Below are 22730 nucleotides of genomic sequence, written 5' to 3'. Positions count from 1 at the left end.
ACGGGACACCGCGATTTCCATGAACCCGTGTTGATCAATCGGTAGCGCCGCAACGGTCGTCGCGCTGCCCCGCATCCGCTGCGGGCGGGCCGCACGGCAGGCAGGATGGGCGCATGGCTTCCTCCGTGCAGATCCTCCTCGTCGGCGGCGCGGCGGACGGGCAGACCGTGACCGTCGAACTGGACAGCAACGGCCGCCCGCCGCTCACCCACCATCACCTCGGGTCCGGAGGATTGGCCGAGGCGCAGATCTACGAGTTGGAGTCCGCCCGTGAGGAAGACCGCGAGTGGCGCTACCGGTGGACCGGCCCGGCGGTGTGACGGCCGGATCAGACCCGGGTGAGGGCCTGGCTGCGCAGGCTCTCCAGCACCGCGCGGGTGACCTCCGAGGTGCCCTGGGCCTGCTCGCAGACCTCGGCCACCCGCCGCGCGGTGGCCTCGGCGCGTTCCTCGCGTTCGTCCCAGAGCCGGTCGACCTCGGCCAGTAGCGGCCCTTCGACCTCCCGCTCCACGCCCCGCAGCGCCGGCACTCCGAGCCGCTGGGCCAGGTCGAAGACCTTGCCGGCGTACGGCAGTGGCAGGAACGGCGTACCCACCATCGCCGCGAAGATCAAGAAGTGCAGGCGCATGCCGACGGCCAGGTCGAAGTGGCGCATCAGACCGAGTACCTGCTGCGGCGAGTACGTGCCGTGCAGGATCCGGCCCCGCTCGGCGGCGACCATGTGCGACAGCACGCCGTGGGAGTGCCGGATGTCGTCGCGTTCCATCGGCACGAACAGCACGTGCGCGTCGATCCGGTGCACCAGGAAGTCGCCGATCTGGGCCAACAGCCGGTGGTAGCCGTCGACGTCGAGACGTTCGGCGGCCCGTCCCGGCTCCCGCACGCTGATCCCGACAAGCGGTTTGCCCACCGGCACGCCCTCCTCGGCGAGCAGGTGGGCCGGGAAGTCCGCCGGCTTCAGCAGGAACGCCGGGTCGGCGGTGACGGTGATCGGGTTGAGCAACCCGGCCTCCTCCAGCACCATCCGGGACTCCTGGTCACGGACGGTAACCTGCACGGCGCTGGCGAGCGTTTCCCGGACCATGCCGGTGTCCACCGAGTCGCTGAGCGGCCCGACCCCCACCGCGTACGTGATCAGGGGTAGCCCGCGTTCCTGCGCGACCCGGACGACCCGCAGGTAGCGGCGGGCCTCCCGGTCGTAGAGGATGCCGCCACCGCCCAGGATGAGCAGGTCGAGCTGGGCCAGGACAAGCGCCGAGTCGGTACGGCTGACGCCCTCCCAGGGCACCGCCTCCACATCCGGGTGGGCGGCACGGGTGTGCTCGGGATTACGGGAAAAGACGATGATTCGGGCGTTCGGCTCCTGCGTACGCAGATCGGTGAGCAGGCCGGTGAGGATCGCCTCGTCACCGAGGTTCCGACCACCGTACGAGCCGAGCACACCGATTGTCAGTCCGGCGCCATGCGTCATCCGTCGCTCCTCCCCGGGTGCGGTCCGGCGCGGTTTCCCGCTGGACGGACGAACAGTCCTGCTCAGAGGACCGGCGTCGCCGCCGGCTCAGCCCACCGGGTCGATCGGCTTGGCCATCTGCTGCGCGGTGACCTCGAAACCGAGGCTCTGATAGAGCCCGATCGCCACGGTGTTCGTGCCGAAGACGTTCAACCCCACCTCGGGCACCCCGAGTCGGGCGAGTTCCGCCTCCATGAGCTGGATCATCCGCCGCGCGTACCCCCGGCCCCGCTGCGCCGGATGCACCTCGATGTTGTGAATCCAGGCCCGTTTGGCGTCGGTGGTGCCGGCCGCCCCGGGCAGGGTCACCCAGATCCAGCCGACCTCGGTGTCGCCGACCCGCGCCAGCCGCAGCAGCGCACCCTCGGTGGCCGCGCCCGCCGGTAGCAACTGCCGCAGCTGGTCCGCCGACCGCTCCTGCGCCGCCTGCAGCCTCATCCCCCCGTGCGTGGCCAAATCCTCGGCGTACGCCCGTTCCAGCGGGCCCCGGAGTCGGGCCAGCTCCTGCTCACTCATCGGCCTCAAGGTCAACTCCACCGGCTCCGCCTTTCTCTGGGTCTCGGGATCCAGCAGGAAGTGGAGCAGAACCGGCGCGACCCTGCCACCCCGTCAGCCGGCCGCCGGGACGGCTGGGCGGCTGGCCACCGCGACGGCTGCGCAGGTGACCGCCGCAGCTGGGCAGGTCACCGTGCCGTGGGAGCCGACAGCAGGCCGTCCGCCAACTGCGTCAGGTCGACCAGCCGCAGGTCGCCGTCGAGTCCCTTCAGCGCCGCGGTCATCGCGCCAGCCGCGCGGCCGGCCTGCAACCCGACCTCAGCGTCCTCGACGACAAGGCACCGCGCCGGCGGTACGTCGAGCAACGCGGCCGCACGCAGATAGCCCTCCGGGTCCGGCTTACCCGCGCGTACGTCCTCCACGGTCACCAGCACCGGCGCCTCGATGCCTGCGGCACCGAGCCGGGCCTGCGCCAGTCGGACGTCGGCGCTTGTCACCACCGCCCAGGGCAAACCCAACCGGCCGAGGACCATCAACAACTCGTGCGCGCCCGGGGTGGCCGTCACGTCCGACAGGTCGTCGTACTGCAACGCCAACTGCCGGGCCGCCGCTACGGCGACCGCCGCGTCGTCCAGCGCGGGCAGCAGCCGGCGAATGGTCTGATCGGCGGGCCTGCCGTGCGCTATGGCGAGCGCCGCCGCCGGGTCGACGGCGTACTCGGCCGACCACCGCTCCCACGCCCGCTCCACGGCGGGGTCGGAATCCACAAGCGTGCCGTCCATGTCGAACAGCACCGCGTCGATGTGCGCCAGTTCCACGATCACGCTCCCTGAATACGCTCTGCCCCGAGGGTAGGGCGCTTCGGATCGGACCGCCGGCCAGGTGGCCACCGTCGCGTCCTGGGCCACAACCGGCCCGCCACCCGGCGTACGCCGCATCGACGGGTCAGGTGGGCGTGCCGGCTCGGGGGTCAGGTGGGCGTGCCGACCTGGTGGGTGAGGAACGACAGCATCGCCGTCGGCAGGGCCGGCGCGCCGACGATGTCGTAGTGCGTGTGGCCGGGCAGCACAGCCAGTCGGGCGGCGGGCCGGTCGGTGCCGTCCCAGCCGGCGTCGCGGTGCCCGCCGCCGAGCAGCCCGTAGAACTCCGCCGCATGGCTTGTCGGGATCGAGTCGGCATCGGCGAAGACCAACATCGTCGGCATGCTCAGCCGGGCCACCTCCGCCGACCAGTCGTAGTCACGGCGTAGCAGGTCACCGCTCTTTGCCCACAGGCGTGGCCAGTCCTGCGGGCGCGGCGCGACGCGCTCGTAGAGCAGGTGTGGTGGCGTGCCGCGCATCCGCTCGCCGGTCCGCTCGTCCTGGGCGGCCATGGCGGCCAGGACCTCCGGATACCAGCCGGCGCTCCTGCACGGGGTGGAGACCAGCACCAGCCGACGTACCAGCGCCGGATGCTCGATGGCGGTACGCAACGCGACACCCCCGCCGAGTGAGTAGCCCAGCAGATCGGCAGTGGACAGGTCGAGGTGCCCGAGCAGCGCGGCGATGTCGTCGGCCATCGCCTCGTACCGCAGAGGCCTGTCGACGTCAGCGGTACGCCCGTGGCCCTGAAGGTCGACCGCGACGACCCGGCGTCGCTCGGCCAGCGCCGGCACCATCGGGGCGAACATCTCCGTCGACCCGTAGCCGCCGTGCAGCAGCACCAACGGCCTACCCGTGCCGTACGACTCGTACCAGAGCCGCAGCCCGTTGATCTGCGCGTACCCCACTCGGCCTCCCGCTCTACGGCGTCACAGGTCCCGATCCAACACGGGGCGCACAGCATCGACGAACGCAACGCGCCGATCAGTCCGTACCTCGATCGCGGCACGCCAGCGCTCCCGGTGCCGGTCGCGCAGCGGCACCACCGTTCCCCTGGCAGGCCAGGGTGAGTTGGTGGGCGGGTTGCCCGGGTCGTCTAGCTTGCGGGCATGTCCCCTCGCGTGGCGCGCCTGCTGATCTGGCCCTTCGCGGTGGCCGCGCTCGCCCTGCGGATCTGCACCGAACTGTGGTTCAAGCCGGTGACCTGGCGGATCGAACCGAGTGGTCTCGCCTTCCTGGCCTGGGTTGCCGCCCAGGGCGCATGCTTCCTCCTGCTGGCGGCCGGACACGCCCTGCTCACCAGACGGGTCCGCCAGCGGCCGGCCACCTGGGAGATCGCGGCCGGGGCGGAGAGCTTTGTCGCCTCGGCCAGCCCGCGCTGGCTCGGCCCCTGGGCGATCCTCGTCGGATGGCTGGCCGCTGGCGCGGTATTCACCGAGCGGGTTCCGGGCGAGGATCGCGTGCGGCTCGCCGAGATACCCGGGGCCCTCGCCCTGAGCATCGCCGTCCCGGCCATCGTCCTGGCAGCCATGGCGGCCGTGCTGCTGCTGGACCGACCGCGCCTGATCCTGGACCGGAACGGCATCACCAGACAGGGCCTGATCCGGCGCACCTTCATCCGCTGGGACCGGCTGCTCCCCGGCGGCCCACCGCCACCGGCCCGGCGCACCGCGAACCTCACCCTCATGCAACAGCCGGCGACGCCGGGCCACCCGCCCGTACCGTTCTCGCTGCCGATGGCGCCACTGCATGTCGATCCGACGTTCCTCGCGGAAACGATCCGCCACTACGTCGAGCACCCCGAGCGCCGCCCGGAGATCGGCAAGCGACACGAACTGGACCGGCTCCGAAGCGAGCTGAGAGCAGCGCCGCATCCCGGCACGCCGACGTGAAGACCAACCCGTGCGCCAGCCCTCATCCCGTGCGGCAGACACACGGGAAGCTCAATCAGCGAGACCGCCACGGGCTGGTCCGTCGCATGCTCGCCGACCCTCTCGCCCGCAACACCCCGGTGACGACGCGGCCCCGGCCCTGGACTACTGCACAGACTCCGCCGATCCACGGGTAGTGCATCCGACGGCTGGACGGACCCCTCCCAGATCTCCTGGCGGACTGTGAAGTCCACCTTCACCGACCTTCTCGCCGCCCTGGAGACCGTCTGGTCCACCCGCTCGGAACCACCCGCACCGCCACCAAGCAGGTAGCCCGGTTCAAGGCCCGCAGACCGGAGCCGACACGTCGCCCGTCGCTCCCCCACCGACCCGACCCGAGTCTGCGACCATCCGCGGATGGTCAACGTGGTGATTGACGACAACCGTGAGGACCCCGCTGTCGTGATGGTGATGCTGCAGGGGCCACCGTCATGGGAGTTCCACTTCTGGATCCACCTCAGTGAGCTCGCTTGCCTGCGGTCTGTCCGCGAGATCAATTGGACTGCGCGGCGCTCGGTGCAGCTCGGCGAAGACGCCGCCGGGACGCCGGTGCATTGGTCGATCAACGACGGCACCCTCACAGCTCTGATCGGCCCAGACGACGAAACCTGGCACCTCGCCATCTCCATGCCCCTCGACACGCTCGACCGCCTCACCGCCGAAGCCGCGAACCTCCTGCCTCCGCCAGGACCACCGACGCCATACCCTGGCCAACTGGAAATCTTCCAGCCGGACGTAGCGCCCACGTCCTGAGACCCGACATGCCGGCAGCCTGGCCGCCTCATGTCGGTGGCTGCGCTGCTGATGGAGTTGGGCGTCCCGCTGGTACACACCATCGCCCGGCACAGCTGGCGTGAAGCTCACGCTCAAGGTCTGCTCGCATGCCAACCTCGACCGATCAGTCGTCCTCGTCCGAGAGGCCGAACGCCTCCGGCGCGTCCTCAACGGCAGCATTCAGGTCGCCGCAGAAAGTCCAAGTCGGGAAGGTCCACGCCCGCAAGCTGGTCATCGTCGCCCTCGACGAGCACAACGTCACCGTCTACGACGCCGACAGCACCACCGACTTGAACCGAACCAAGACCAAGCACCAGCTAACTACCTCCCGGCGATGACCTCGACACGACGCCTAGTCTCGTCATCGACACCGTGCCTGCCGGCGCGTCCGCCGGCACCATGCGAGGAAGCGGGAAAGAGCGCGTGGAGAGCAGCCTGCACGTCAATGGCCTGGTGCTGCCGGCCTTGCTGACTGAACTGCTCAACGATGGCCGCTGGAGGCATCCAGGTGACGACGTTCTGCGTGATCTCATGCCCTGGTTCAGATCTCCGCTGGACTTTCTCACCAGCATCGAGGGGATGCGCCGCGAGAGCAGATCGCTCACCATGTTTGCCGACGACCCGCCCTCCTCACACCTGTTCAGGCAAACACGGGGCAGCGTCGCCACCGCCAGCGTCGAGCTGCCCTGGCTCGACGTGGAGAAGGCAGTCCTCATCGCGGTCAACCGCATCCTCGGTGATGACGTCGCGATGGCACTCGACTATCGCACCGACCCCGCCGAACCTCGGGTCGTCGCCAGCGACTTCTGGACCGACCCGAGGCAATGCTCCTGGCGGGCCGTCGCCCCGACCTTCTCTCAACTCGTAAAGGTCCTCCGGCTCGCCTAACACGACACGCGGAGCCGCGCCAGCCAAGCACGCTTCGCCGCGCGCCATACCATCGACGCCAACACCAGATCACCAGTATTCGTTTACGACGCGGCGTCAAGCGTCCTGCGACGCCGTTTCGTCAACCATCATGCGAGACCAGGCATCGCCGGCAGCCGACTGTCCTCCGTCGACTGATGTGCGACGGCCGCCCGCCAGGTGATCTGCGAGATGCCGAGCGCGGGTCGCGGCGGAAGAGGCCGGACTCGGCTCGCGTTTGCTGTCTGCCGACACGGCGGCTGCCGTGGGCGACCTGGCGGTCATCCACGTTCCACAGCCTCGCGTCACAATGATCGTGTGATGGTGGATCCCGACCTGTTGGCACGCCTTGACCGGGTAGCGACGAAACTCGCTGCAGCAGCAAGGCGGCCGGGTGAACCGGTGATGTTTGGGGCGTCGGCTCACCGCTTCAAATTGGGTCCGCCGTTGACCGACAGCGAGGTGAGTGCATTCGAGCGTGAGTACGGCGTTTCGCTGCCGGACGACTATCGAGCGTTCATCACCAGGATCGGACACGGCGGGCCGGGCCGTTGGGGAGGCGCAGGCCCGTACTACGGCCTGCACCCCCTTCAGGACTGGGACACCAGCCTGTGGGGCATGCCCAACGCAAACACGCTGGCCACGCCTTTCCCAGCTGAGCCCGGCCGGGTCTACTCGGATTGGCCGTCCGATGTTGCGCCGGGTGATGATGACGAGCCATATACCGGCACGCTGGCGCTCAGTGATCAGGGTTGCGGCGACCTGGCCATCCTTGTAGTGAGCGGACCGGCCCGCGGCCGCGTGACCGACAATAGCGGCGCTCCGACCGGACCCACCTTTACCAACGATGCTGACTTCCTCGGCTGGTACGAGCGCTGGCTTGATGCTGTCTTGGCCGGCGCAACTCACTTCCGATGATCGTCGCCCATCGGCGACCAGCGACGACGTCGGCCTGGCCGTGGAGGTCACCTGGGTCGTTCCCGCCTCGGGCAACCTCACCTCACCGTCTGCGGACAGCAGTTCTGGCTCAGTCCTGCCCGGGCCGAGCTCCCGGTCACTCTCTGGGCCGATACCACCGTTGTCCACCTGCTCATCGACGGCGTCCGGCTCAAGACCGTCCCGTCCCGGCTGACCGTCGACCATCTACGCCAACTCCTCGCCGACGACGGCCAACCCGCCGGGCCACCACCCACCCCGAACCCGGAACCGGTACGGGTCGAACGCCGCGTCAGCTACCGAGGAGCCCCTGGTCATCGCCGGCCAACGCATCCACGTCGGCATCGCCCACACCGGAGCAACCCCTCACCATCGAAGCCGACGACACCACCTTCCGCATCCACGACGGCGACCAACTCCTCACCGAAGTGCCCCGCACCACCGTCAAACCAATCGCCCGGTTCAAGGTCCGTAAGCCGGAACCTTCACGCCAGAAAACGGGCGGTCAGGTCGAGTCGGAGTACGCGAGGTGACTGCCGCAGTGCCGGCAGCGGAAGAGATAGGCGGTGACCGGGCCGTCCTTGCTCAGCGCTTGCAGATACCAGTCCTTATCATCGGCCGACCAACCAGACCCGGCCACCTTTAGCCGAAGGCGCTCCAGCGCGTCAGGAAAAGCAGCCAACTCGTTCGCCCCGACCGGGCCATGGAACTCCGCCGCGTCTCGGCAATGGTGCAACCACTGCTCCTGCTGCCACCCCACGAAGCCGGGCGTGCGGCGGAGAACCAACTCGGTCACGTCGGCAGGCACACCGTCCGAAACCCGCCAGCTCGCGTCGGTGAACTGCGCGTCGAACATCGCCGCCGCCCGGCCGTCCGCGATGCACCACGGGCACAGCACCCTGGCCAGCTCTTCCACCGCATAGACCGGGCCGACATACGTGAACGGCCGCCGCCGCCCGCAGCACGCGCACACCACCGCAGCGGCCACGACCGAACCCGTCCCCACCGGATCCGGGTGATAAGGGAACTGCGGAAGACCTTCCTCGTCAGCCGGCACCCGCCGATCCTAGGGCGTCACCAGCGGTGTCACGCAGGTCCTGAGATCCGACATCGCCGGCAGCCCGCTGTCCTCCGTCGACTGATGTGCGACACACGTCCGACAGGTGATTTGCGACAGCGGCGTGCTCGGCCAATCGGTCGGATCGGCCGCACTGATCCGGCCCAGGTCGCGGACGCCGTTGCGGTGCCCCGGCAGAGCCTCCCTCGCCGCACAAGCGACACGTACGCTCGCGGCATGAGCGACGAGATGACGTACGGGCACCTGGGGCGCTCGGGTCTCCTGGTCAGCCGGATTGGCCTCGGGACCATGAACTTCGGATACCTCGTGGACGAGCCCAGCAGCTTCGCCGTCATGGACGCCGCGATCGACGCGGGCATCACCTTCTTCGACACCGCCGACGTCTACGGCGGGCCGCAGTCGCCCGACATGAAGCAGGGGTACGGCGTCTCGGAGCAGATCGTCGGCCGGTGGTTGCAGCGCAGCGGACGCCGCGATGACATCGTCTTGGCGACGAAGGTCTACCAGCCCATGGGGCTCGGCCCGAACGACCGCCGGCTGTCCGCCTACCACATCCGCCGCGCGTGCGAGGCGAGCCTGCGGCGGCTGCGGACCGATCACATCGACCTGTACCAGATGCACCACGTCGACCGGGCCACGCCGTGGGAGGAGATCTGGCAGGCGATGGAACAGCTGGTCCGCGAGGGCAAGGTCAGCTACGTCGGAAGCAGCAACTTCGCCGGCTGGGACGTCGCCCTCGCCCAGTGCGCCGCCTCGGCACGGCACTTCCTGGGCCTGACCTCGGAGCAGAGCCTGTACAACCTCGCCGTGCGCGCCGTCGAGCAGGAGCTGATCCCCGCGCTGCGCCACCTCGGCGTCGGCCTGATCCCGTACAGCCCGCTGCACGCTGGCCTGCTCGCCGGCGCGCTGGAAGCCGCCACGGCGGGACGCGTCTCCGACGACCGCATCGAGGGCTACCGCGACCAGCTCGAAGCTTATGAGGGGCTGTGCCGGGAGGTTGGCGCGAAGCCGGAGGCTGTAGCGGTGGCGTGGCTGCTGCGCAACCCGGTCGTGTCCACGACCATCGTCGGAGCGATGACGATCGACGAGTTGCGGGCCGACCTCGGCGCGCTGTCCGTGCACTTAGACGACGAGGTCATGCAACGGCTGGATCAGATCTGGCCGGGGCCGGGCGAAGCCCCGCAGGCGTACGCATGGTGAGTAGCCTGGGTCCGCCAGGGCAAGCGACCGGGGATCGCCACCACGTTTCCTAGACCACCTGTCGCACATCAGGTGGCGGACATGTGTCGCACCTCTGTTGGCGGAGCACACGACGGACGGCTCTCGTAGACCTCGTTGCTGTCACCGTTGCTGTCGTCGCCTCGGGGAATGATCTTCTCGGGGCGGTTTTGGCTGGTGGTTGGTGGTGGGCGCGGCAGGTTTCGAACCTGCGACCCCTCGCTTGTAAGGCGAGTGCTCTCCCACTGAGCTACGCGCCCGGAACGCCCCGTGTGTGGCGGGCCGGTGGCTGGCAAGCTTACCTGCTCCCGCCCGCTCGGGGCGCGCGGCGTACCCCGGTCAGGCGGCGGCTTCCGCGATGGCCTTGCGCCAGCGGGTTTGGTCGCGGGCCTCCCCCGGGCTGTTCATCTCGGCGAAGCGGACGATGCCGGCCTTGTCGATGACGAAGGTGCCCCGGTTGGCGACGCCGGCCACGTCGTTGAAGACCCCGTACGCCTGGGCGACGGCACCGTGTGGCCAGAAGTCGGCGAGCATCGGGAACTGGTAGCCCTCCCGGTCAGCCCAGATCTTGTGGCTGTAGACCGAGTCGACGCTGATCGTCAGGACCTGGACGGCGTCGTTGACGTACTCGTCGAGGTTGTCTCGCACTTCGCTCAGCTCGCCCTGGCAGACGCCGGTGAAGGCGAGCGGGTAGAAGACCAGCAGCACGGTGCGACGCCCTCGGAAGGCCGAGAGGCGGACCTCCTGGTTGTTCTGGTCCTTCAGGAGGAAGTCCGGCGCCTCGGCGCCGACCTGGATGGGCATGAGGACTCCTCGTGTTGCTCGATGACGCCAGCCTGCCACACCCGGCGGTGTCGACCGCCGGGTGCGGGGAGCCGGTTGGGCTACTTCTTGGCCTTGGCCCCCCGGCGCAGCACCAGGCGGGCGCCGCTCCAGTCCCGGCCGGCGTTGACGGTCGAGGTCTGCTGAAGGCCGGCGGTGGGCGCGGACTCCGCGACCTCACTCGGCTCGACGTGACCCTCGCGCCCCGCCTTCGGGGTCAGCAGCCACACGACACCGTTGTCGGCCAGCGGGCCAAGGGCGTCGACGAGAAGCTCGAAGAGGTCACCGTCGCCGTCGCGGTACCACACCAGCACCGCGTCGACCACCTCGTCGGTGTCCTCGTCGACCAGGTCTCCACAGCGGTCGGTCAGGGCGTCCCGGAGATCCTGGTCGACGTCGACGTCGTACCCCATCTCCATGACGACCATCCCCGGTTCGATGCCGAACCGGTCCGCCAGGCTGCGTACCCCGTCGGCGGCCTGACCAGCGGTCGCGCTCACTGTCGCGTGCCTCCTCTTCTTGTTCCTGCTCGCGGCGTCGTGCCGACGCCGTCTGGCAAAGTCCACACAGTTGTGCGTCCCCGCGCAAGTGGCACACCGGGTGGATCGGAATTTACCGTGCCAGCAGCGTACGGGCACCCTCGGTAATGGCTTCCGCGGAGACCAGAACCTGGCGTGCTGCCGGACCTAATGGTACAAACGAGTCAACTCCGGCTACTCGACGCGCCGCACCGACATATCCGGCGTCGACAAGCGCGGCGATCACACCTTCGCCGACCCCACCGGATCGGCGTGTCTCGTCCACCACGAGCACGCGGCCGGTCGCCGAGGACTCCCTGATGATGTCGGCCACCGGCAGCGGAGCAAGCCACCGCAGGTCCACGACCCTCGTACCCACCCCCTCCTCGGCGAGGGCGGCCGCCGCTCGCAGCGACATCCGTACCCCGTTTCCGAAGGTGATGATCGTGAGGTCGTCGGCCGAACCGACCTGGTAGACCCGCGCCCGGCCGATCGGCACGTGCCCCGTCACCCACGAGCCCGGCTCGGGATAGCCGGCCAGCCACTCCCCGTCGCCATCGGCGTACAGGTCGCGGGTGTGGTAGAGCGCGATCGGCTCCAGGAAGACGCAGACGCTGCCGTCCACGGCCGCACTTGCCAGGCAGGTCCGCAGCATGGGCGCGGCATCGTCCGGCCGCGCCGGCACCGCGATCACCAGACCGGGCACATCCCGGAGTACGGACACCGAGTTGTCGTTGTGGAAGTGCCCGCCGAACCCCTCCTGGTACGCCAGCCCCGCCACCCGGACCACCATCGGGTTGCGGAACGCCCCCTGCGAGAAGAACTGCATGGTGGCGGCCTCGCCGCGCAGCTGGTCCTCGGCGTTGTGCAGGTACGCCAGGTACTGGATCTCCGGCACCGGCAGCATCCCGGCCAGCCCGGCGCCCAGCCCGAGCCCGAGCACTGACGTCTCGTCGAGCAGGGTGTCGAAGACCCGTGCCGCTCCGAAGCGGTCGCGCAGACCCTTCGTCACCCCGTACACGCCACCCTTGGCGGCCACGTCCTCACCGAAGACGGCCATCCGCGGGTGGTCGAGCATCCCGTCGGCGAGCGCCGCGTTGATGCTCTGCGCCAGGGTCAGCGGCCCGGCCAGCTCCGGCGGCTTGCCCCCGAACGCCTCCGCGCGGGCACCCGCGCCGGGCCCGCTGGCCCGCGCGGCCGCGTCGGCCACCGCCCGTGCCACCCGCACCGGGCGGCGCGGCGCCAGCGCCGACACCACCTCGGCTGCGGAGGCCAGCTTCGGCTCACCCAACACGTCCTCGGCGAGCCGGCGGATCTGCCAGCCGGTCTCGTCGTACCGGGCCAACAGCTCATCGCCCGTCGCCACGCCCGCCTCGACGAGCAGCCGGGCGGTGGCGGCCACCGGATCCCGGGCCACGTCGTCGGCGAGCTCGGCCGGGCTTCGGTACGCCGATTCGGCGTCCGCCCCTGCGTGCCCCATCAGCCGGACGGTGTGCAGGTGCAGCACTGCCGGTCGCCGGTGTCGGCGTACCCAGGCTGCCGCCTCGGCCGCCGCCGCGTACGTACCCACCGGATCTGCGCCGTCGGCGCTGAAGTAGCGGATGCCCGGCTTGGACCGCAGCGTCGCCTCCACCCAGCCCTTCGGGGAGCGGACGCTGATGCCCAGCCCGTTGTCCTCGCAGACGAAGAGCACCGGGATGCGCAGCCCCGCGTGGTCGTACCAGCCGGCTGTGTTGAAGGCGGCGGTGGCACTGGCGTGGTTGACCGACGCGTCACCAAAAGAACAGACAACGATGGCGTCCGGCGGCCACGGCGCGTTCTCGGCACCGCCCACCTGCGCCCCCGCCCCGGTACGCCGACCCGCACTGTCCATTCGGCGCAGTCGCTCCACGGCCAGCCCCATCCCGACCGCCCGGGGCAGGTGCGAGGCGATGGTGGACGTGGTCGGCACGATGGCCAGGTCGGCCCGGCCGAACACCTTGTGCCGCCCGCCGGCGATCGGCTCCTGGCTGGAGGCGACCATCCCCCGCAGTACGTCCCGGGCCGCCTCCGCGTACGCCTCGAAGCCACCGGGCGGCGTGGATCCCGCCGGCTCCCCCTCGGCGGCCTCGGCCGATTCCGCGCCGGCCGTCGGCTCCCCAGCGGTCGACGGCGCGGCGCCGGACGGCGGCTCGGTACTGGACCGCAGATCCGTGCTGGAGGCAGGCGCGACGGTGGAGGTGGGCCTGGCAGCGGAGTCGGGCCCGGCAGCAGAGGTCGCCTCTACGGTGGAGCCTGGCTCGACGGTGGACGTCGGTGGTGCGTCGGCGGCGGCCTGGGCGGCGCGCACGCAGTAGAAAGCCCCGGAGCGGTAGTGCAGCAACGCCGGGTCGGTGGGGCGTAGCGCGGCGGCGACCGCGGCGTTGCCCTCGTGCCCAGCCGAACCGATCGTGTAGAAGCCCTCTCCGAAGCTGCGTAGCCAACGACCGGCAAGGTCGAGCTGCCTGCTGGTGACCTGCGCGTCGAACAGGTCGAGCAGTTGCGCGCCGGTCAGTGGGGCGTCGTCGGTGACCGGGTCGGCGGCATCACGCCGGCGTTGCGCGGCGGGAAGTGCCGCCAGCGTCTCCCGGAAGCGGTCGTCGAGATCTTGCGGGGTGGTCACGTCGCACAGCATTACCGACGCGGGCCATCGTCGCCCACTGGGACACGACAGGCACGGGTCGACTGGCGCCGGTTCGCACGGCTGTAGGCAGCCACTGTCGGACACCTTCCACGCCAGGTCAGGCAGGGATGGACAGCTCCTGGCCGGCCAGCCCGGCCACGAGTCGGGAGTCAGACATCACCTCGATCACCCGGCAGCGGTGCCGCACCGGCGGCGAACGACGCTGCCCGGCGGCGGGCGATCGCGCCGGATCAAGATCCGCGCCGCGCGAGCGTCAGCCGGGGAGGAACGAGAAGCGGACCTGGCGGGTGGGGTTGTCACCGTTGCTGTCGACGAGGCAGATCGACTGCCAGGTGCCCAGCGTCAACCGGCCGTCGAGCACCGGGACCGTCGCGTACGGCGGGATGAACGCCGGCAGCACGTGGTCGCGTCCGTGGCCGGGCGAGCCGTGCCGGTGTCGCCAGCGGCCGTCGGTGGGCAGCAGGGCGTCGATCGCGGTGAGCAGGTCGTCGTCTGAGCCGGCGCCGGTCTCGATGATGGCCAGGCCGGCGGTGGCGTGTGGCACGAACACGTGCAGCAGCCCGTCGCCTTCGCTGGAGACGAACGCCTGTGCCTCGGCGGTGATGTCCCGGACGGTCGGCCGCGACCCGGTCTGGACGGTGATCACGTCACTGCGCATACGCCGCATTCTGCCGCAGTACGCGCTCAGGAACCGCCACCACCGCCACCACCGCCGCCGTCACCACCGGACGAGCCGCCGGACCAGCCACCCCCGGAGTCTCCGCCGCCGGACCAGCCACCGCCCGAGTCTCCGCCGCCGGACCAGCCACCACTGTCTGATCCGCCGTAGTACGTCCACGGGATGCTGGTGTCCGCGTGCCGGCCGCCCTGCCCTGGGCGCACCGGGCGGCGTGGTGCCGGAGCCCGCAGGCCGGCGCGCAGACGTACCGCGCCGAAGACAATGGCGCCGCCGCCGATGATCATTATCGGCAGCGGCGCGAGGTCACCTGTCAACAGCACCCGCGCGGCGGGAAGCACCGCGAGGACGCCGGCCCCCAGGAGAAGGACACCCACCGCCACCCGTCGCCTGTCCATGCCCGGCACGGTAGTGGTGCGGGACAAGAGAAGGGTTCGGGCGACCGTCGCACTAAGTTACCGATGGGTACCTGTGTTCAGCATCGCGTCCGGGGCACCTAGACGTGACGAGGGGTGCCACCAGGGGGCAGGATGGCGCTAGAGACCTATCCCACACACAACCGAGGGACCGCCTGTGGCTACGGAACGCAAGCGCCCGGTGATCAGCGACGGCCTACCGAGCCAGCTTCCGGACATCGACCCTGAAGAGACAAGCGAATGGGTCGAGTCGCTTGATGGTGTCATCGACGATCGCGGCGCCAAACGCGCTCGCTACGTCATGCTGCGCCTGCTGGAGCGGGCTCGGGAGCGCCAGGTCGGGGTTCCGCCCCTGACCACCACCGACTACATCAACACCATCACCCCGGAGCGCGAGCCGTGGTTCCCGGGTGACGAGCACGTCGAGCGACGGATCCGGGCGTACGTCCGGTGGAACGCCGCGATGCTTGTGCACCGGGCGCAGCGCCCGGAGATCGGCGTCGGCGGGCACATCTCCACGTTCGCCAGTTCGGCGTCGCTCTACGAGGTGGGCTTCAACCACTTCTTCCGGGGCAAGAACCACCCCGGCGGCGGCGACCAGATCTTCTACCAGGGTCACGCCTCCCCCGGCATGTACGCGCGGGCGTTCCTGGAGGGCCGCCTCAGCGAGCACCAGCTCGACGGGTTCCGCCAGGAGCTGTCGCACCCGGGCGGCGGCCTGCCGTCGTACCCGCACCCGCGGCTCATGCCGGACTTCTGGGAGTTCCCCACCGTTTCGATGGGTCTCGGCGGTCTGAACGCGATCTATCAGGCCCGGTTCAACAGGTACCTGCAGCACCGCGGCATCAAGGACACGTCCCAGCAGCACGTGTGGGCGTTCCTCGGCGACGGCGAGATGGACGAGCCGGAGACGCTCGGCGCGATCGGTGTGGCGGCCCGCGAGGAGCTGGACAACCTCACCTTCGTGATCAACTGCAACCTGCAGCGGCTGGACGGCCCGGTCCGGGGCAACGGCAAGGTCATGCAGGAGCTGGAGTCGTTCTTCCGGGGTGCCGGCTGGAACGTGATCAAGGTCGTCTGGGGTCGCGAGTGGGACCCGCTGCTCGCCGCCGACACCGACGGCGCGCTTGTCAACCTCATGAACACCACGACCGACGGTGACTACCAGACCTACAAGGCGGAGTCCGGCGCGTACGTGCGGGAGCACTTCTTCGGCCGCGACTCGCGGACCCGCAAGATGGTCGAGCCGCTGAGCGACGACGAGATCTGGAACCTCAAGCGGGGTGGGCACGACTACCGGAAGCTCTACGCGGCCTACAAGGCGGCCACCGAGCACACCGGCCAGCCGACAGTCATCCTGGCGAAGACGATCAAGGGCTGGACGCTCGGCTCGCACTTCGAGGGCCGCAACGCGACCCACCAGATGAAGAAGCTGACGCTTGAGGATCTGAAGACCTTCCGCGACCGGCTCTACCTGGACATCCCGGACTCGGCGCTGGAGGAGAACCCCTACCTGCCGCCGTACTACCACCCGGGTGAGAAGTCCGAGGAACTGGCGTACCTCAAGGAGCGGCGCGAGCAGCTCGGCGGTTACCTGCCGTCCCGGCGGACCAGCACCAAGCGGCTGGCCATCCCCGGGCCGGAGCGGTTCGCCGACATCAAGCGGGGCTCGGGCAAGCAGAAGGTGGCCACCACGCAGGCCTTCGTCCGTCTGCTCAAGGACGTGATGAAGGACAAGGAGTTCGGCAAGCGCTGGGTGCCGATCATCCCGGACGAGGCGCGCACCTTCGGCCTCGACTCGATCTTCCCGACCGCGAAGATCTACTCGCCGCACGGTCAGCGCTACACCTCTGTCGACCGGGAGCTGTTCCTGTCGTACAAGGAGTCGACGACCGGGCAGATCCTGCACGAGGGGATCAACGAGGCCGGTTCGGTCGCCTCGTTCACCGCCGCGGGCTCGGCGTACGCCACCCACGACGAGCCGATGATCCCGATGTACATCTTCTACTCGATGTTCGGGTTCCAGCGGACCGCCGACGGGCTGTGGGCCGCGGCCGACCAGATGGCGCGGGGCTTCCTGCTGGGCGCGACCGCGGGGCGGACGACGCTCAACGGTGAGGGTCTCCAGCACGAGGACGGGCACTCGCTGCTGCTGGCCGCCACCAACCCGGCGGTGGTCGCGTACGACCCGGCATTCGCGTACGAGATCGCGCACATCCTGGAGAGCGGCCTGCACCGGATGTACGGGGACGCGCAGGAGAACGTCTTCTACTACCTGACGGTCTACAACGAGCCGACCCTTCAGCCGGCCGAGCCGGCCGACGTGGACGTGGAGGGCCTGCTCAAGGGCATCTACCGCTACTCCCCGGCACCGCAGGTGGACGGCCCGAAGGCCAACGTGCTCGCCTCCGGCACTGGCATGCAGTGGGCGCTCAAGGCCCAGCAGCTGCTCGCCCAGGACTGGGGGGTGGCTGCCGAGGTGTGGTCGGTGACCTCCTGGACGGAGCTGCGCCGCGACGCGGTGCAGGTCGAGGAGTACAACCTGCTCAACCCGGGTGCGGAGGCGAAGGTCCCGTACATCGCGCAGAAGCTTGCCGACGCCGAGGGGCCGAAGGTCGCGGTGAGCGACTGGATGCGGGCCGTACCGGACCTGATCTCCCGCTGGGTACCCGGCGACTACACGTCGCTCGGCACCGACGGGTTCGGCATGTCGGACACCCGGCACGCGCTGCGCCGACACTTCCACGTCGACGCGGAGTCGATCGTGGTCGCCACGCTGCGGCAGCTCGCCCGCAGTGGCGCGGTGCCGGCCACGGTGCCGGCCGAGGCCGCCAAGAAGTACGCGATCGACGACGTCAACGCCGCCCCGGTCGGGGAGACCGGCGGGGACAGCTGATCCAGCGGTGACGAGAAGGGCCCGGCGCACCCGCGCCGGGCCCTTTTTGGTGCACCCGCACCCTCGCCCCGTACTCCCCGATCGACCGGGCGGACGGCGGGTGAGGTGGGGCGACGGCGGTCCGGAGTCCCTGGCGGGGACCCGGGGCCACCGCCGGGGGCGGGTGACGCCAGGAGGTGAAGCGGTCAGCCGACTGCGGCCAGGTCGGTGAGCCGGGCCAGCGACTCCTCCAGGTCGGCGCCCACCCGGCGCAGGCCAAGGCGCAGCAGGGCCGCCTTGACCGGGCCGGCCGGCCAGCGGACCACGATGAGCCGCACGATGGTCCCGCCCTCCTCCTCGTCCGCGGTGAGCTGGACGTAGATTTCGGTGCGCGCCTCCGCACGAGCACCGGCGCCCTTGGCCCGCTCCCGCCAGCCGATCAACGTCGGCTCCTGATAGGCGATCACCTCGGCCTCATGCGCCGAACCGCGCCCCGCCTGGACCAGTTGCCGCCGGCCGAAGCCCTCTCCGGAGAGCACTTCGGCCGCGCGGACTCCCGCCAGCCAGGCCGGCAACTGCTCGGCCCGCTGTACGACGTCCCAGACCACTTCCATCGGCGCCGCCACGTGCGCACTGCGTTCCACGAGGATCATTTCCGTCTTTCCTCCGGTGAGGACATCCCACGATATCGGCACTCTATGCGTTAAATCGGACTTACCTGGACGGGTTCGGAAAAAGACACGCCGATCAACCATTGCGGATTGCGCCAGGCCGGCCTATGGCGCATTCATCGACAGCGCCCTAAAGTCCCGAGCACGTTTCACGTTGACCGGGAGGGCGCGCATGTCGACAGCACCGATGCCCCAGTTCCCCACCGGCTTCCGCTGGGGTGTCTCCACCTCGGCGCACCAGATCGAGGGCGCCACCGCCGCCGACGGTCGCGGACCGTCCATCTGGGACACCTTCGCGCAGACCCCCGGCCGGATCGGCGACGGCAGCACCGCCGAGGTGACCTGCGACCACTACCACCGGTACGCCGAGGACGTCGCGCTGCTGACCGGGCTGGGCGTCTCCGCGTACCGGTTCTCGATCGCCTGGCCCCGGGTGCAGCCCACCGGCACCGGCACGGTCAACCCCGCCGGCCTGGACTTCTACGACCGGCTGGTCGACGAACTGCTGACCGCCGGCATCGACCCGGTCGCCACCCTCTACCACTGGGACCTGCCCCAACCCCTTGAGGACGCCGGCGGTTGGCTGCAGCGCGACACCGCCGCCCGGTTCGCCGACTACGCCGAGAAGACCGCCGCCCGCCTCGGCGACCGCGTCCGACTCTGGATCACCCTCAACGAGCCGTTCATCCACATGAGCCTCGGCTACGGCACGGGCGAGCACGCCCCCGGCCGAACGCTGCTCTTCGACGCCTTTCCCGTCGCCCACCACCAACTGCTCGGGCACGGACTCGCCGTCGCCGCGCTGCGCAGCCGGAGCACCAGCCCGGTGGCGATCGCCAACAACTACTCGCCGGTGCGGGTGCTCGGCGACACCGACGCCGACCGCGCCGCCGGAGCCGCGTACGAGGCGCTGCACAACCGCCTCTTCACCGACCCACTGCTCGGCCGGGGCTACCCGGACCTACCCGGCTTCGACCTCGACCTCATCCACCCGGGCGACCTCGACACCATCGCCGCCCCGATCGACGTACTGGGGGTCAACTACTACAACCCCACAGGTGTACGGGCTGCGGAGGAGGGCTCGCCCCTGCCGTTCGACCTCGTCCCGCTGGACGGCTACCCGCGTACCGCCTTCGACTGGCCGGTGGCACCCGACGGGCTGCACGAGTTGCTCGGCTGGCTGCGCGACACCTACGGCGACGCGCTGCCGCCCATCGAGATCACCGAGAGCGGCTGCGCGTACGACGACGTACCCGACGCGGACGGGCGCGTGGTCGACCCGGAGCGGATCGCGTACCTCGACGGGCACCTGAGTGCCGTCCGGGCCGCCCTCGACGACGGGGTGGACGTGCGCGGGTACTTCGTCTGGTCACTGCTTGACAACTGGGAGTGGGCCGAGGGGTTCACCAAGCGCTTCGGCCTGGTGCACGTCGACTACGCCACCCAGACGCGTACGCCGAAGTCGTCGTACACCTGGTTGCGGGACGTGATCGCGGCCAGCCGGGAGGGGTCGGCGCGGTGACCACCGTCGACCCGACACCGGCGTCGCTGCCGGCGGCGCTCGCCGAGCCGACCACGCCGGTGCGGCGCGGGTGGATCGGGTTGATCTTCGCGGCGAACCTCGGGGTGTGGATGGCGTTCTTCACCCCCATCCAGGTGCTGCTGCCTCAGCAGATCGAGCAGATCGCGCCCGGCAACAAGGAGAACATGCTGGCCGTGGTCACCGGCCTCGGTGCGCTGGCCGCGGTACTCGCCAACCCCCTCGCGGGGGCGCTGTCGGACCGGACCTGCCTGCGGATCGCCGGGCGGGAGTTCGGCCGCCGGCACGTCTGGACCGCTGGCGGGGCGGTGCTCGGCGCGGCGGCCCTGGTGCTGCTGGCCCAGCAGCGGACCATCCTCGGGGTCGCGCTCGGCTGGGTCGCCGCGCAGGTCTGCTTCAACGCGATGCTGGCAAGCCTCACCGCAGCCATCCCGGACCGGGTGCCTGTGACGCAACGCGGCGGCGTGTCCGGCTGGGTGGGCATCCCGCAGGCGCTCGGGCTGGTGCTCGGCGCGGTGCTGGTCACCGCCCTGGTCACCGGCAACGCCGCCGGCTACCTGGCCATCGCCGTGGCCATCCTGCTGCTGTCGCTGCCGTTCGCGCTGCTCACACCCGACGAGCCACTGCCGCGTACGCACCGGCCCGCGCTGCGGATGCGGGCGCTGCTCGCCTCGATGTGGGTCAGCCCGCGCCAGCACCCGGACTTCGCCTGGGCGTGGATAACCCGGTTCCTGGTCCAGCTCGGCAACGCGCTGGGCACCCTCTACCTGCTGTACTTCCTCACCGACGGCGTGCGCCACCCCGACCCCGAGGGCGGGCTGCTGATGCTGATCCTGCTCTACACGCTCGGCATGATGCTGACCGCTGTGGTGGCCGGCCGGCTGTCGGACCGTTCCGGTCGGCGCAAGATCTACGTGATCGCCTCTGGGCTAATCATGGCGGTGGCGGCGCTGCTGCTCGCGGTCGCGCCGATCTGGCCGATGGCGATCGTCGCCGCCCTGCTGCTCGGCGCCGGATACGGCGTCTACCTCTCGGTGGACGCCGCGCTGATCACGCAGGTGCTGCCCCGGGCCACCGACCGGGCCAAGGACCTCGGCGTCATCAACATCGCCAACTCGGCGCCACAGGTGCTCGGGCCCGCGCTCTCCGCCCCGCTCGTGGTCTACCTGGGCGGCTACCCCACGCTCTACGCGGTCACCGCCGTGGTCACCCTGATCGGCAGCGCGCTGGTGGTCAAGATCCGCTCGGTCCCCTGAGCTGTTAGGAAGGGCCCCCTGTACAACACCAGGCGATAAGAAGGGGCCCTTCCTTACTCGGTTGTCCGTCGCCGTAGGCTGGGGGACGTGACGGTACGTGTGCGCTTCGCCCCCTCCCCGACCGGTATGTTCCACGTCGGCGGTGCCCGCTCGGCCCTGCAGAACTGGATCTTCGCCAAGCAGCAGGGCGGCGTGTTCGTGCTCCGCATCGAGGACACCGACGCGGCGCGCAACAAGCCCGAGTGGACCGAGGGCATCCTCACCGCGCTGGAGTGGATCGGCATCTCCCGGGACAGCTACGAGGGGCCGTACTTCCAGTCGACGAACGCCGGCGAGCACCGCGCCGCCGCCGCCCGGCTCTACGAGTCCGGCCGCGCCTACTACTGCGACTGCACCCGCGAGGACGTGCAGGCCCGCACCGGCTCGAAGTTCCAGGGCTACGACGGCTACCACCGTGACCTGGGCCTCGCCCCGGGTGAGGGTCGGGCGCTGCGCTTCCGTACGCCGGACGAGGGCGCGACAGTGGTGGTGGACCTGATCCGCGGCGAGCCCACCTTCGAGAACAAACTCATCGAGGACTTCGTGATCGCCCGGGGCGACGGGTCTCCGGTCTTCCTGCTGGCCAACGTCGTCGACGACATGACAATGGGCATCACCCACGTGATCCGGGCCGAGGAGCACCTGCCCAACACGCCCAAGCAGCAGTTGCTCTGGGAAGCTCTCGGCGTCAAGCCGCCGGTCTGGGCGCACGTGCCGGTGGTGGTCAACGAGAAGCGGCAGAAGCTGTCCAAGCGCCGCGACAAGGTGGCCCTTGAGGCGTACCGCGAGGAGGGCTACCTCGCCAGCGCCATGCGCAACTATCTGATGCTGCTCGGCTGGGCGCCCTCGGGCGACCGGGAGATCGTGCCCTGGTCCGTCATCGAGGACGAGTTCCGGCTGGACGAGGTCAACCCCTCCCCAGCATTCTTCGACGAGAAGAAGCTGCGCGCGTTCAACGGCGAGTACATTCGGGCGCTGCCGGTGGACGAGTTCATCGACGCCTGCCAGCCGTGGCTGACCGGCACGGGGACGATCGCGCCGCCGCCGTGGCAGCCCGAGGAGTACGACGCCGCCGCGTTCGCCGCCGTCGCCCCGCTGGCCCAGACCCGGATCGCTGTGCTCAGCGAGATCGTGCCGAACGTCGACTTCCTCTTCCTGGCCTCGCCGCTCATCGACGAGGCGGCCTGGGCCAAGACCATGAAGGACGGCTCCGCCGACCTGCTGGACGCCGCCGTCGCCGCGTTCGAGGCGCTGGAGTCCTGGGACGCCGACTCGTTGAAGTCGACGTTGGAGGCCGTCGGCGCCGAGCGTGGCCTCAAGCTCGGCAAGACACAGGCACCCGTCCGGGTCGCTGTCACCGGCCGCACCGTGGGCCTGCCGCTGTTCGAGTCACTGGAGGTGCTCGGTCGGGAGCGCACCCTGACCCGGATGCGCGCCGCCCGGCTCCGCCTCGTCTGACGGCCTCTGGTCCGAGGGCCTCACCCGGTCGGCGTCACCCGCTCCGGCCTGGGTCCGTCCCCCTAACCCCGCGCGTCCTTGCTCTGCTT

23 protein-coding genes and 1 tRNA gene are annotated in these 22730 nt (G+C 70.1%); 11 read left to right on the top strand and 13 right to left on the bottom strand.

From position 1 onward, the window contains the following. Positions 1-113 precede the first annotated feature (113 nt). Positions 114-320 (top strand): DUF8847 domain-containing protein, encoded by a 207-nt coding sequence (locus F4558_RS03400; protein ID WP_167943160.1) that lies wholly within the window; start codon positions 114-116, stop codon positions 318-320. An 8-nt stretch (positions 321-328) separates the two neighbouring features. Here F4558_RS03400 and F4558_RS03395 read toward each other — a convergent pair whose 3' ends face one another. The 4 genes from F4558_RS03395 to F4558_RS03380 all read right to left on the bottom strand — a co-directional run bounded on the left by F4558_RS03395 (position 329) and on the right by F4558_RS03380 (position 3773). Further along, entirely contained in the window at positions 329-1471 is a 1143-nt protein-coding gene (locus F4558_RS03395) for a polysaccharide pyruvyl transferase family protein (RefSeq protein ID WP_053653185.1), read from the bottom strand. An 87-nt stretch (positions 1472-1558) separates the two neighbouring features. Further along, positions 1559-2026, bottom strand: a complete 468-nt coding sequence (locus tag F4558_RS03390; protein ID WP_167943158.1) for a GNAT family N-acetyltransferase — start codon at positions 2024-2026, stop codon at positions 1559-1561. A 167-nt stretch (positions 2027-2193) separates the two neighbouring features. After that, positions 2194-2823 (bottom strand): HAD-IA family hydrolase, encoded by a 630-nt coding sequence (locus tag F4558_RS03385; protein ID WP_167943156.1) that lies wholly within the window; start codon positions 2821-2823, stop codon positions 2194-2196. A gap of 152 nt (positions 2824-2975) precedes the next feature. Continuing rightward, complete coding sequence (locus tag F4558_RS03380) at positions 2976-3773, bottom strand: alpha/beta fold hydrolase (protein WP_167943154.1); 798 nt, start codon at positions 3771-3773, stop codon at positions 2976-2978. Between the two features lie 201 nt (positions 3774-3974). Here F4558_RS03380 and F4558_RS03375 point away from each other — a divergent pair, with 201 nt between their 5' ends. From F4558_RS03375 to F4558_RS03355, 5 genes are all read left to right on the top strand, one after another. Then, entirely contained in the window at positions 3975-4757 is a 783-nt protein-coding gene (locus F4558_RS03375; RefSeq protein ID WP_167943152.1) for a hypothetical protein, read from the top strand. A 396-nt stretch (positions 4758-5153) separates the two neighbouring features. Continuing rightward, positions 5154-5549 carry a hypothetical protein gene (locus F4558_RS03370; protein WP_167943151.1) on the top strand — a complete coding sequence of 132 codons (396 nt, stop codon included), beginning with the start codon at positions 5154-5156 and terminating at the stop codon, positions 5547-5549. A 128-nt stretch (positions 5550-5677) separates the two neighbouring features. Continuing rightward, positions 5678-5908, top strand: coding sequence for a hypothetical protein (locus F4558_RS03365; RefSeq protein WP_167943150.1), 231 nt, complete (start codon positions 5678-5680; stop codon positions 5906-5908). An 85-nt stretch (positions 5909-5993) separates the two neighbouring features. Then, positions 5994-6458 carry a hypothetical protein gene (locus F4558_RS03360; protein WP_167943149.1) on the top strand — a complete coding sequence of 155 codons (465 nt, stop codon included), beginning with the start codon at positions 5994-5996 and terminating at the stop codon, positions 6456-6458. A 339-nt stretch (positions 6459-6797) separates the two neighbouring features. Further along, entirely contained in the window at positions 6798-7394 is a 597-nt protein-coding gene (locus tag F4558_RS03355) for an SMI1/KNR4 family protein (protein WP_167943148.1), read from the top strand. 225 nt (positions 7395-7619) lie between these two features. On the opposite strand, the gene F4558_RS03350 is transcribed toward F4558_RS03355, so the two are convergent. Together F4558_RS03350 and F4558_RS03345 are read right to left on the bottom strand one after the other, a co-directional pair. Then, positions 7620-7757 carry a hypothetical protein gene (locus tag F4558_RS03350; RefSeq protein WP_167943147.1) on the bottom strand — a complete coding sequence of 46 codons (138 nt, stop codon included), beginning with the start codon at positions 7755-7757 and terminating at the stop codon, positions 7620-7622. Between the two features lie 160 nt (positions 7758-7917). Then, the gene (locus tag F4558_RS03345) at positions 7918-8469 is read right to left on the bottom strand and encodes a CbrC family protein (protein ID WP_167943146.1); all 552 of its coding nucleotides are present in this window, start codon (positions 8467-8469) and stop codon (positions 7918-7920) included. Positions 8470-8706: 237 nt separating this feature from the next. Between F4558_RS03345 and F4558_RS03340 the strand changes: the two genes are divergently transcribed. After that, positions 8707-9690, top strand: coding sequence for an aldo/keto reductase (locus F4558_RS03340; protein WP_245241258.1), 984 nt, complete (start codon positions 8707-8709; stop codon positions 9688-9690). A 203-nt stretch (positions 9691-9893) separates the two neighbouring features. Here F4558_RS03340 and F4558_RS03335 read toward each other — a convergent pair. The 6 genes from F4558_RS03335 to F4558_RS03310 all read right to left on the bottom strand — a co-directional run bounded on the left by F4558_RS03335 (position 9894) and on the right by F4558_RS03310 (position 14784). Then, a tRNA-Val gene (locus F4558_RS03335) sits at positions 9894-9968 on the bottom strand. Positions 9969-10047: 79 nt separating this feature from the next. Next, positions 10048-10512: a peroxiredoxin gene (locus tag F4558_RS03330; RefSeq protein WP_167943145.1), complete on the bottom strand. Its 465-nt coding sequence runs from the start codon at positions 10510-10512 to the stop codon at positions 10048-10050. Between the two features lie 80 nt (positions 10513-10592). Then, complete coding sequence (locus F4558_RS03325) at positions 10593-11030, bottom strand: DUF3052 domain-containing protein (RefSeq protein WP_167943144.1); 438 nt, start codon at positions 11028-11030, stop codon at positions 10593-10595. A 112-nt stretch (positions 11031-11142) separates the two neighbouring features. Next, entirely contained in the window at positions 11143-13701 is a 2559-nt protein-coding gene (locus F4558_RS03320; RefSeq protein WP_167943142.1) for a thiamine pyrophosphate-dependent enzyme, read from the bottom strand. A gap of 262 nt (positions 13702-13963) precedes the next feature. Continuing rightward, positions 13964-14368 (bottom strand): secondary thiamine-phosphate synthase enzyme YjbQ, encoded by a 405-nt coding sequence (locus F4558_RS03315; protein WP_209273163.1) that lies wholly within the window; start codon positions 14366-14368, stop codon positions 13964-13966. A gap of 26 nt (positions 14369-14394) precedes the next feature. Further along, on the bottom strand, positions 14395-14784 hold the full coding sequence (locus F4558_RS03310; protein WP_167942847.1) for a hypothetical protein: 390 nt from the start codon (positions 14782-14784) through the stop codon (positions 14395-14397). 175 nt (positions 14785-14959) lie between these two features. Between F4558_RS03310 and aceE the strand changes: the two genes are divergently transcribed. After that, complete coding sequence (gene aceE, locus F4558_RS03305; RefSeq protein ID WP_167943139.1) at positions 14960-17698, top strand: pyruvate dehydrogenase (acetyl-transferring), homodimeric type; 2739 nt, start codon at positions 14960-14962, stop codon at positions 17696-17698. Positions 17699-17883: 185 nt separating this feature from the next. On the opposite strand, the gene F4558_RS03300 is transcribed toward aceE, so the two are convergent. Further along, positions 17884-18330, bottom strand: coding sequence for an SRPBCC family protein (locus F4558_RS03300; protein ID WP_053653175.1), 447 nt, complete (start codon positions 18328-18330; stop codon positions 17884-17886). Between the two features lie 190 nt (positions 18331-18520). On the opposite strand from F4558_RS03300, the gene F4558_RS03295 reads away from it, so the two are divergent. From F4558_RS03295 to gltX, 3 genes are all read left to right on the top strand, one after another. Continuing rightward, positions 18521-19870 (top strand): GH1 family beta-glucosidase, encoded by a 1350-nt coding sequence (locus F4558_RS03295; RefSeq protein WP_167943138.1) that lies wholly within the window; start codon positions 18521-18523, stop codon positions 19868-19870. Beyond that, positions 19867-21144 carry an MFS transporter gene (locus F4558_RS03290; RefSeq protein ID WP_053653173.1) on the top strand — a complete coding sequence of 426 codons (1278 nt, stop codon included), beginning with the start codon at positions 19867-19869 and terminating at the stop codon, positions 21142-21144. Before F4558_RS03295 ends, F4558_RS03290 begins: the two co-directional genes overlap by 4 nt. 87 nt (positions 21145-21231) lie before the next feature. Beyond that, positions 21232-22641: a glutamate--tRNA ligase gene (gene gltX / locus F4558_RS03285; RefSeq protein ID WP_082377294.1), complete on the top strand. Its 1410-nt coding sequence runs from the start codon at positions 21232-21234 to the stop codon at positions 22639-22641. Positions 22642-22730: the final 89 nt, after the last annotated feature.

It is taken from the genome of Micromonospora profundi (assembly GCF_011927785.1).
In the GTDB taxonomy this organism is placed as follows: domain Bacteria; phylum Actinomycetota; class Actinomycetes; order Mycobacteriales; family Micromonosporaceae; genus Micromonospora; species Micromonospora profundi.
Note: the sequence above shows the minus strand (reverse complement) of the source record. Positions and strands in the feature narration are given on the sequence as shown.

Coding starts and splice junctions, on each gene's coding strand:
- F4558_RS03400 (WP_167943160.1), top strand. CDS start 114: ATGGCTTCCTCCGTGCAGATCCTCCTCGTCGGCGGCGCGGCGGACGGG.
- F4558_RS03395 (WP_053653185.1), bottom strand. CDS start 1,471: ATGACGCATGGCGCCGGACTGACAATCGGTGTGCTCGGCTCGTACGGT.
- F4558_RS03390 (WP_167943158.1), bottom strand. CDS start 2,026: ATGAGTGAGCAGGAGCTGGCCCGACTCCGGGGCCCGCTGGAACGGGCG.
- F4558_RS03375 (WP_167943152.1), top strand. CDS start 3,975: ATGTCCCCTCGCGTGGCGCGCCTGCTGATCTGGCCCTTCGCGGTGGCC.
- F4558_RS03370 (WP_167943151.1), top strand. CDS start 5,154: ATGGTCAACGTGGTGATTGACGACAACCGTGAGGACCCCGCTGTCGTG.
- F4558_RS03365 (WP_167943150.1), top strand. CDS start 5,678: ATGCCAACCTCGACCGATCAGTCGTCCTCGTCCGAGAGGCCGAACGCC.
- F4558_RS03355 (WP_167943148.1), top strand. CDS start 6,798: ATGGTGGATCCCGACCTGTTGGCACGCCTTGACCGGGTAGCGACGAAA.
- F4558_RS03350 (WP_167943147.1), bottom strand. CDS start 7,757: ATGCCGACGTGGATGCGTTGGCCGGCGATGACCAGGGGCTCCTCGGTA.
- F4558_RS03340 (WP_245241258.1), top strand. CDS start 8,707: ATGAGCGACGAGATGACGTACGGGCACCTGGGGCGCTCGGGTCTCCTG.
- F4558_RS03330 (WP_167943145.1), bottom strand. CDS start 10,512: ATGCCCATCCAGGTCGGCGCCGAGGCGCCGGACTTCCTCCTGAAGGAC.
- F4558_RS03320 (WP_167943142.1), bottom strand. CDS start 13,701: ATGCTGTGCGACGTGACCACCCCGCAAGATCTCGACGACCGCTTCCGG.
- F4558_RS03315 (WP_209273163.1), bottom strand. CDS start 14,368: ATGCGCAGTGACGTGATCACCGTCCAGACCGGGTCGCGGCCGACCGTC.
- F4558_RS03310 (WP_167942847.1), bottom strand. CDS start 14,784: ATGGACAGGCGACGGGTGGCGGTGGGTGTCCTTCTCCTGGGGGCCGGC.
- F4558_RS03300 (WP_053653175.1), bottom strand. CDS start 18,330: ATGATCCTCGTGGAACGCAGTGCGCACGTGGCGGCGCCGATGGAAGTG.
- F4558_RS03295 (WP_167943138.1), top strand. CDS start 18,521: ATGTCGACAGCACCGATGCCCCAGTTCCCCACCGGCTTCCGCTGGGGT.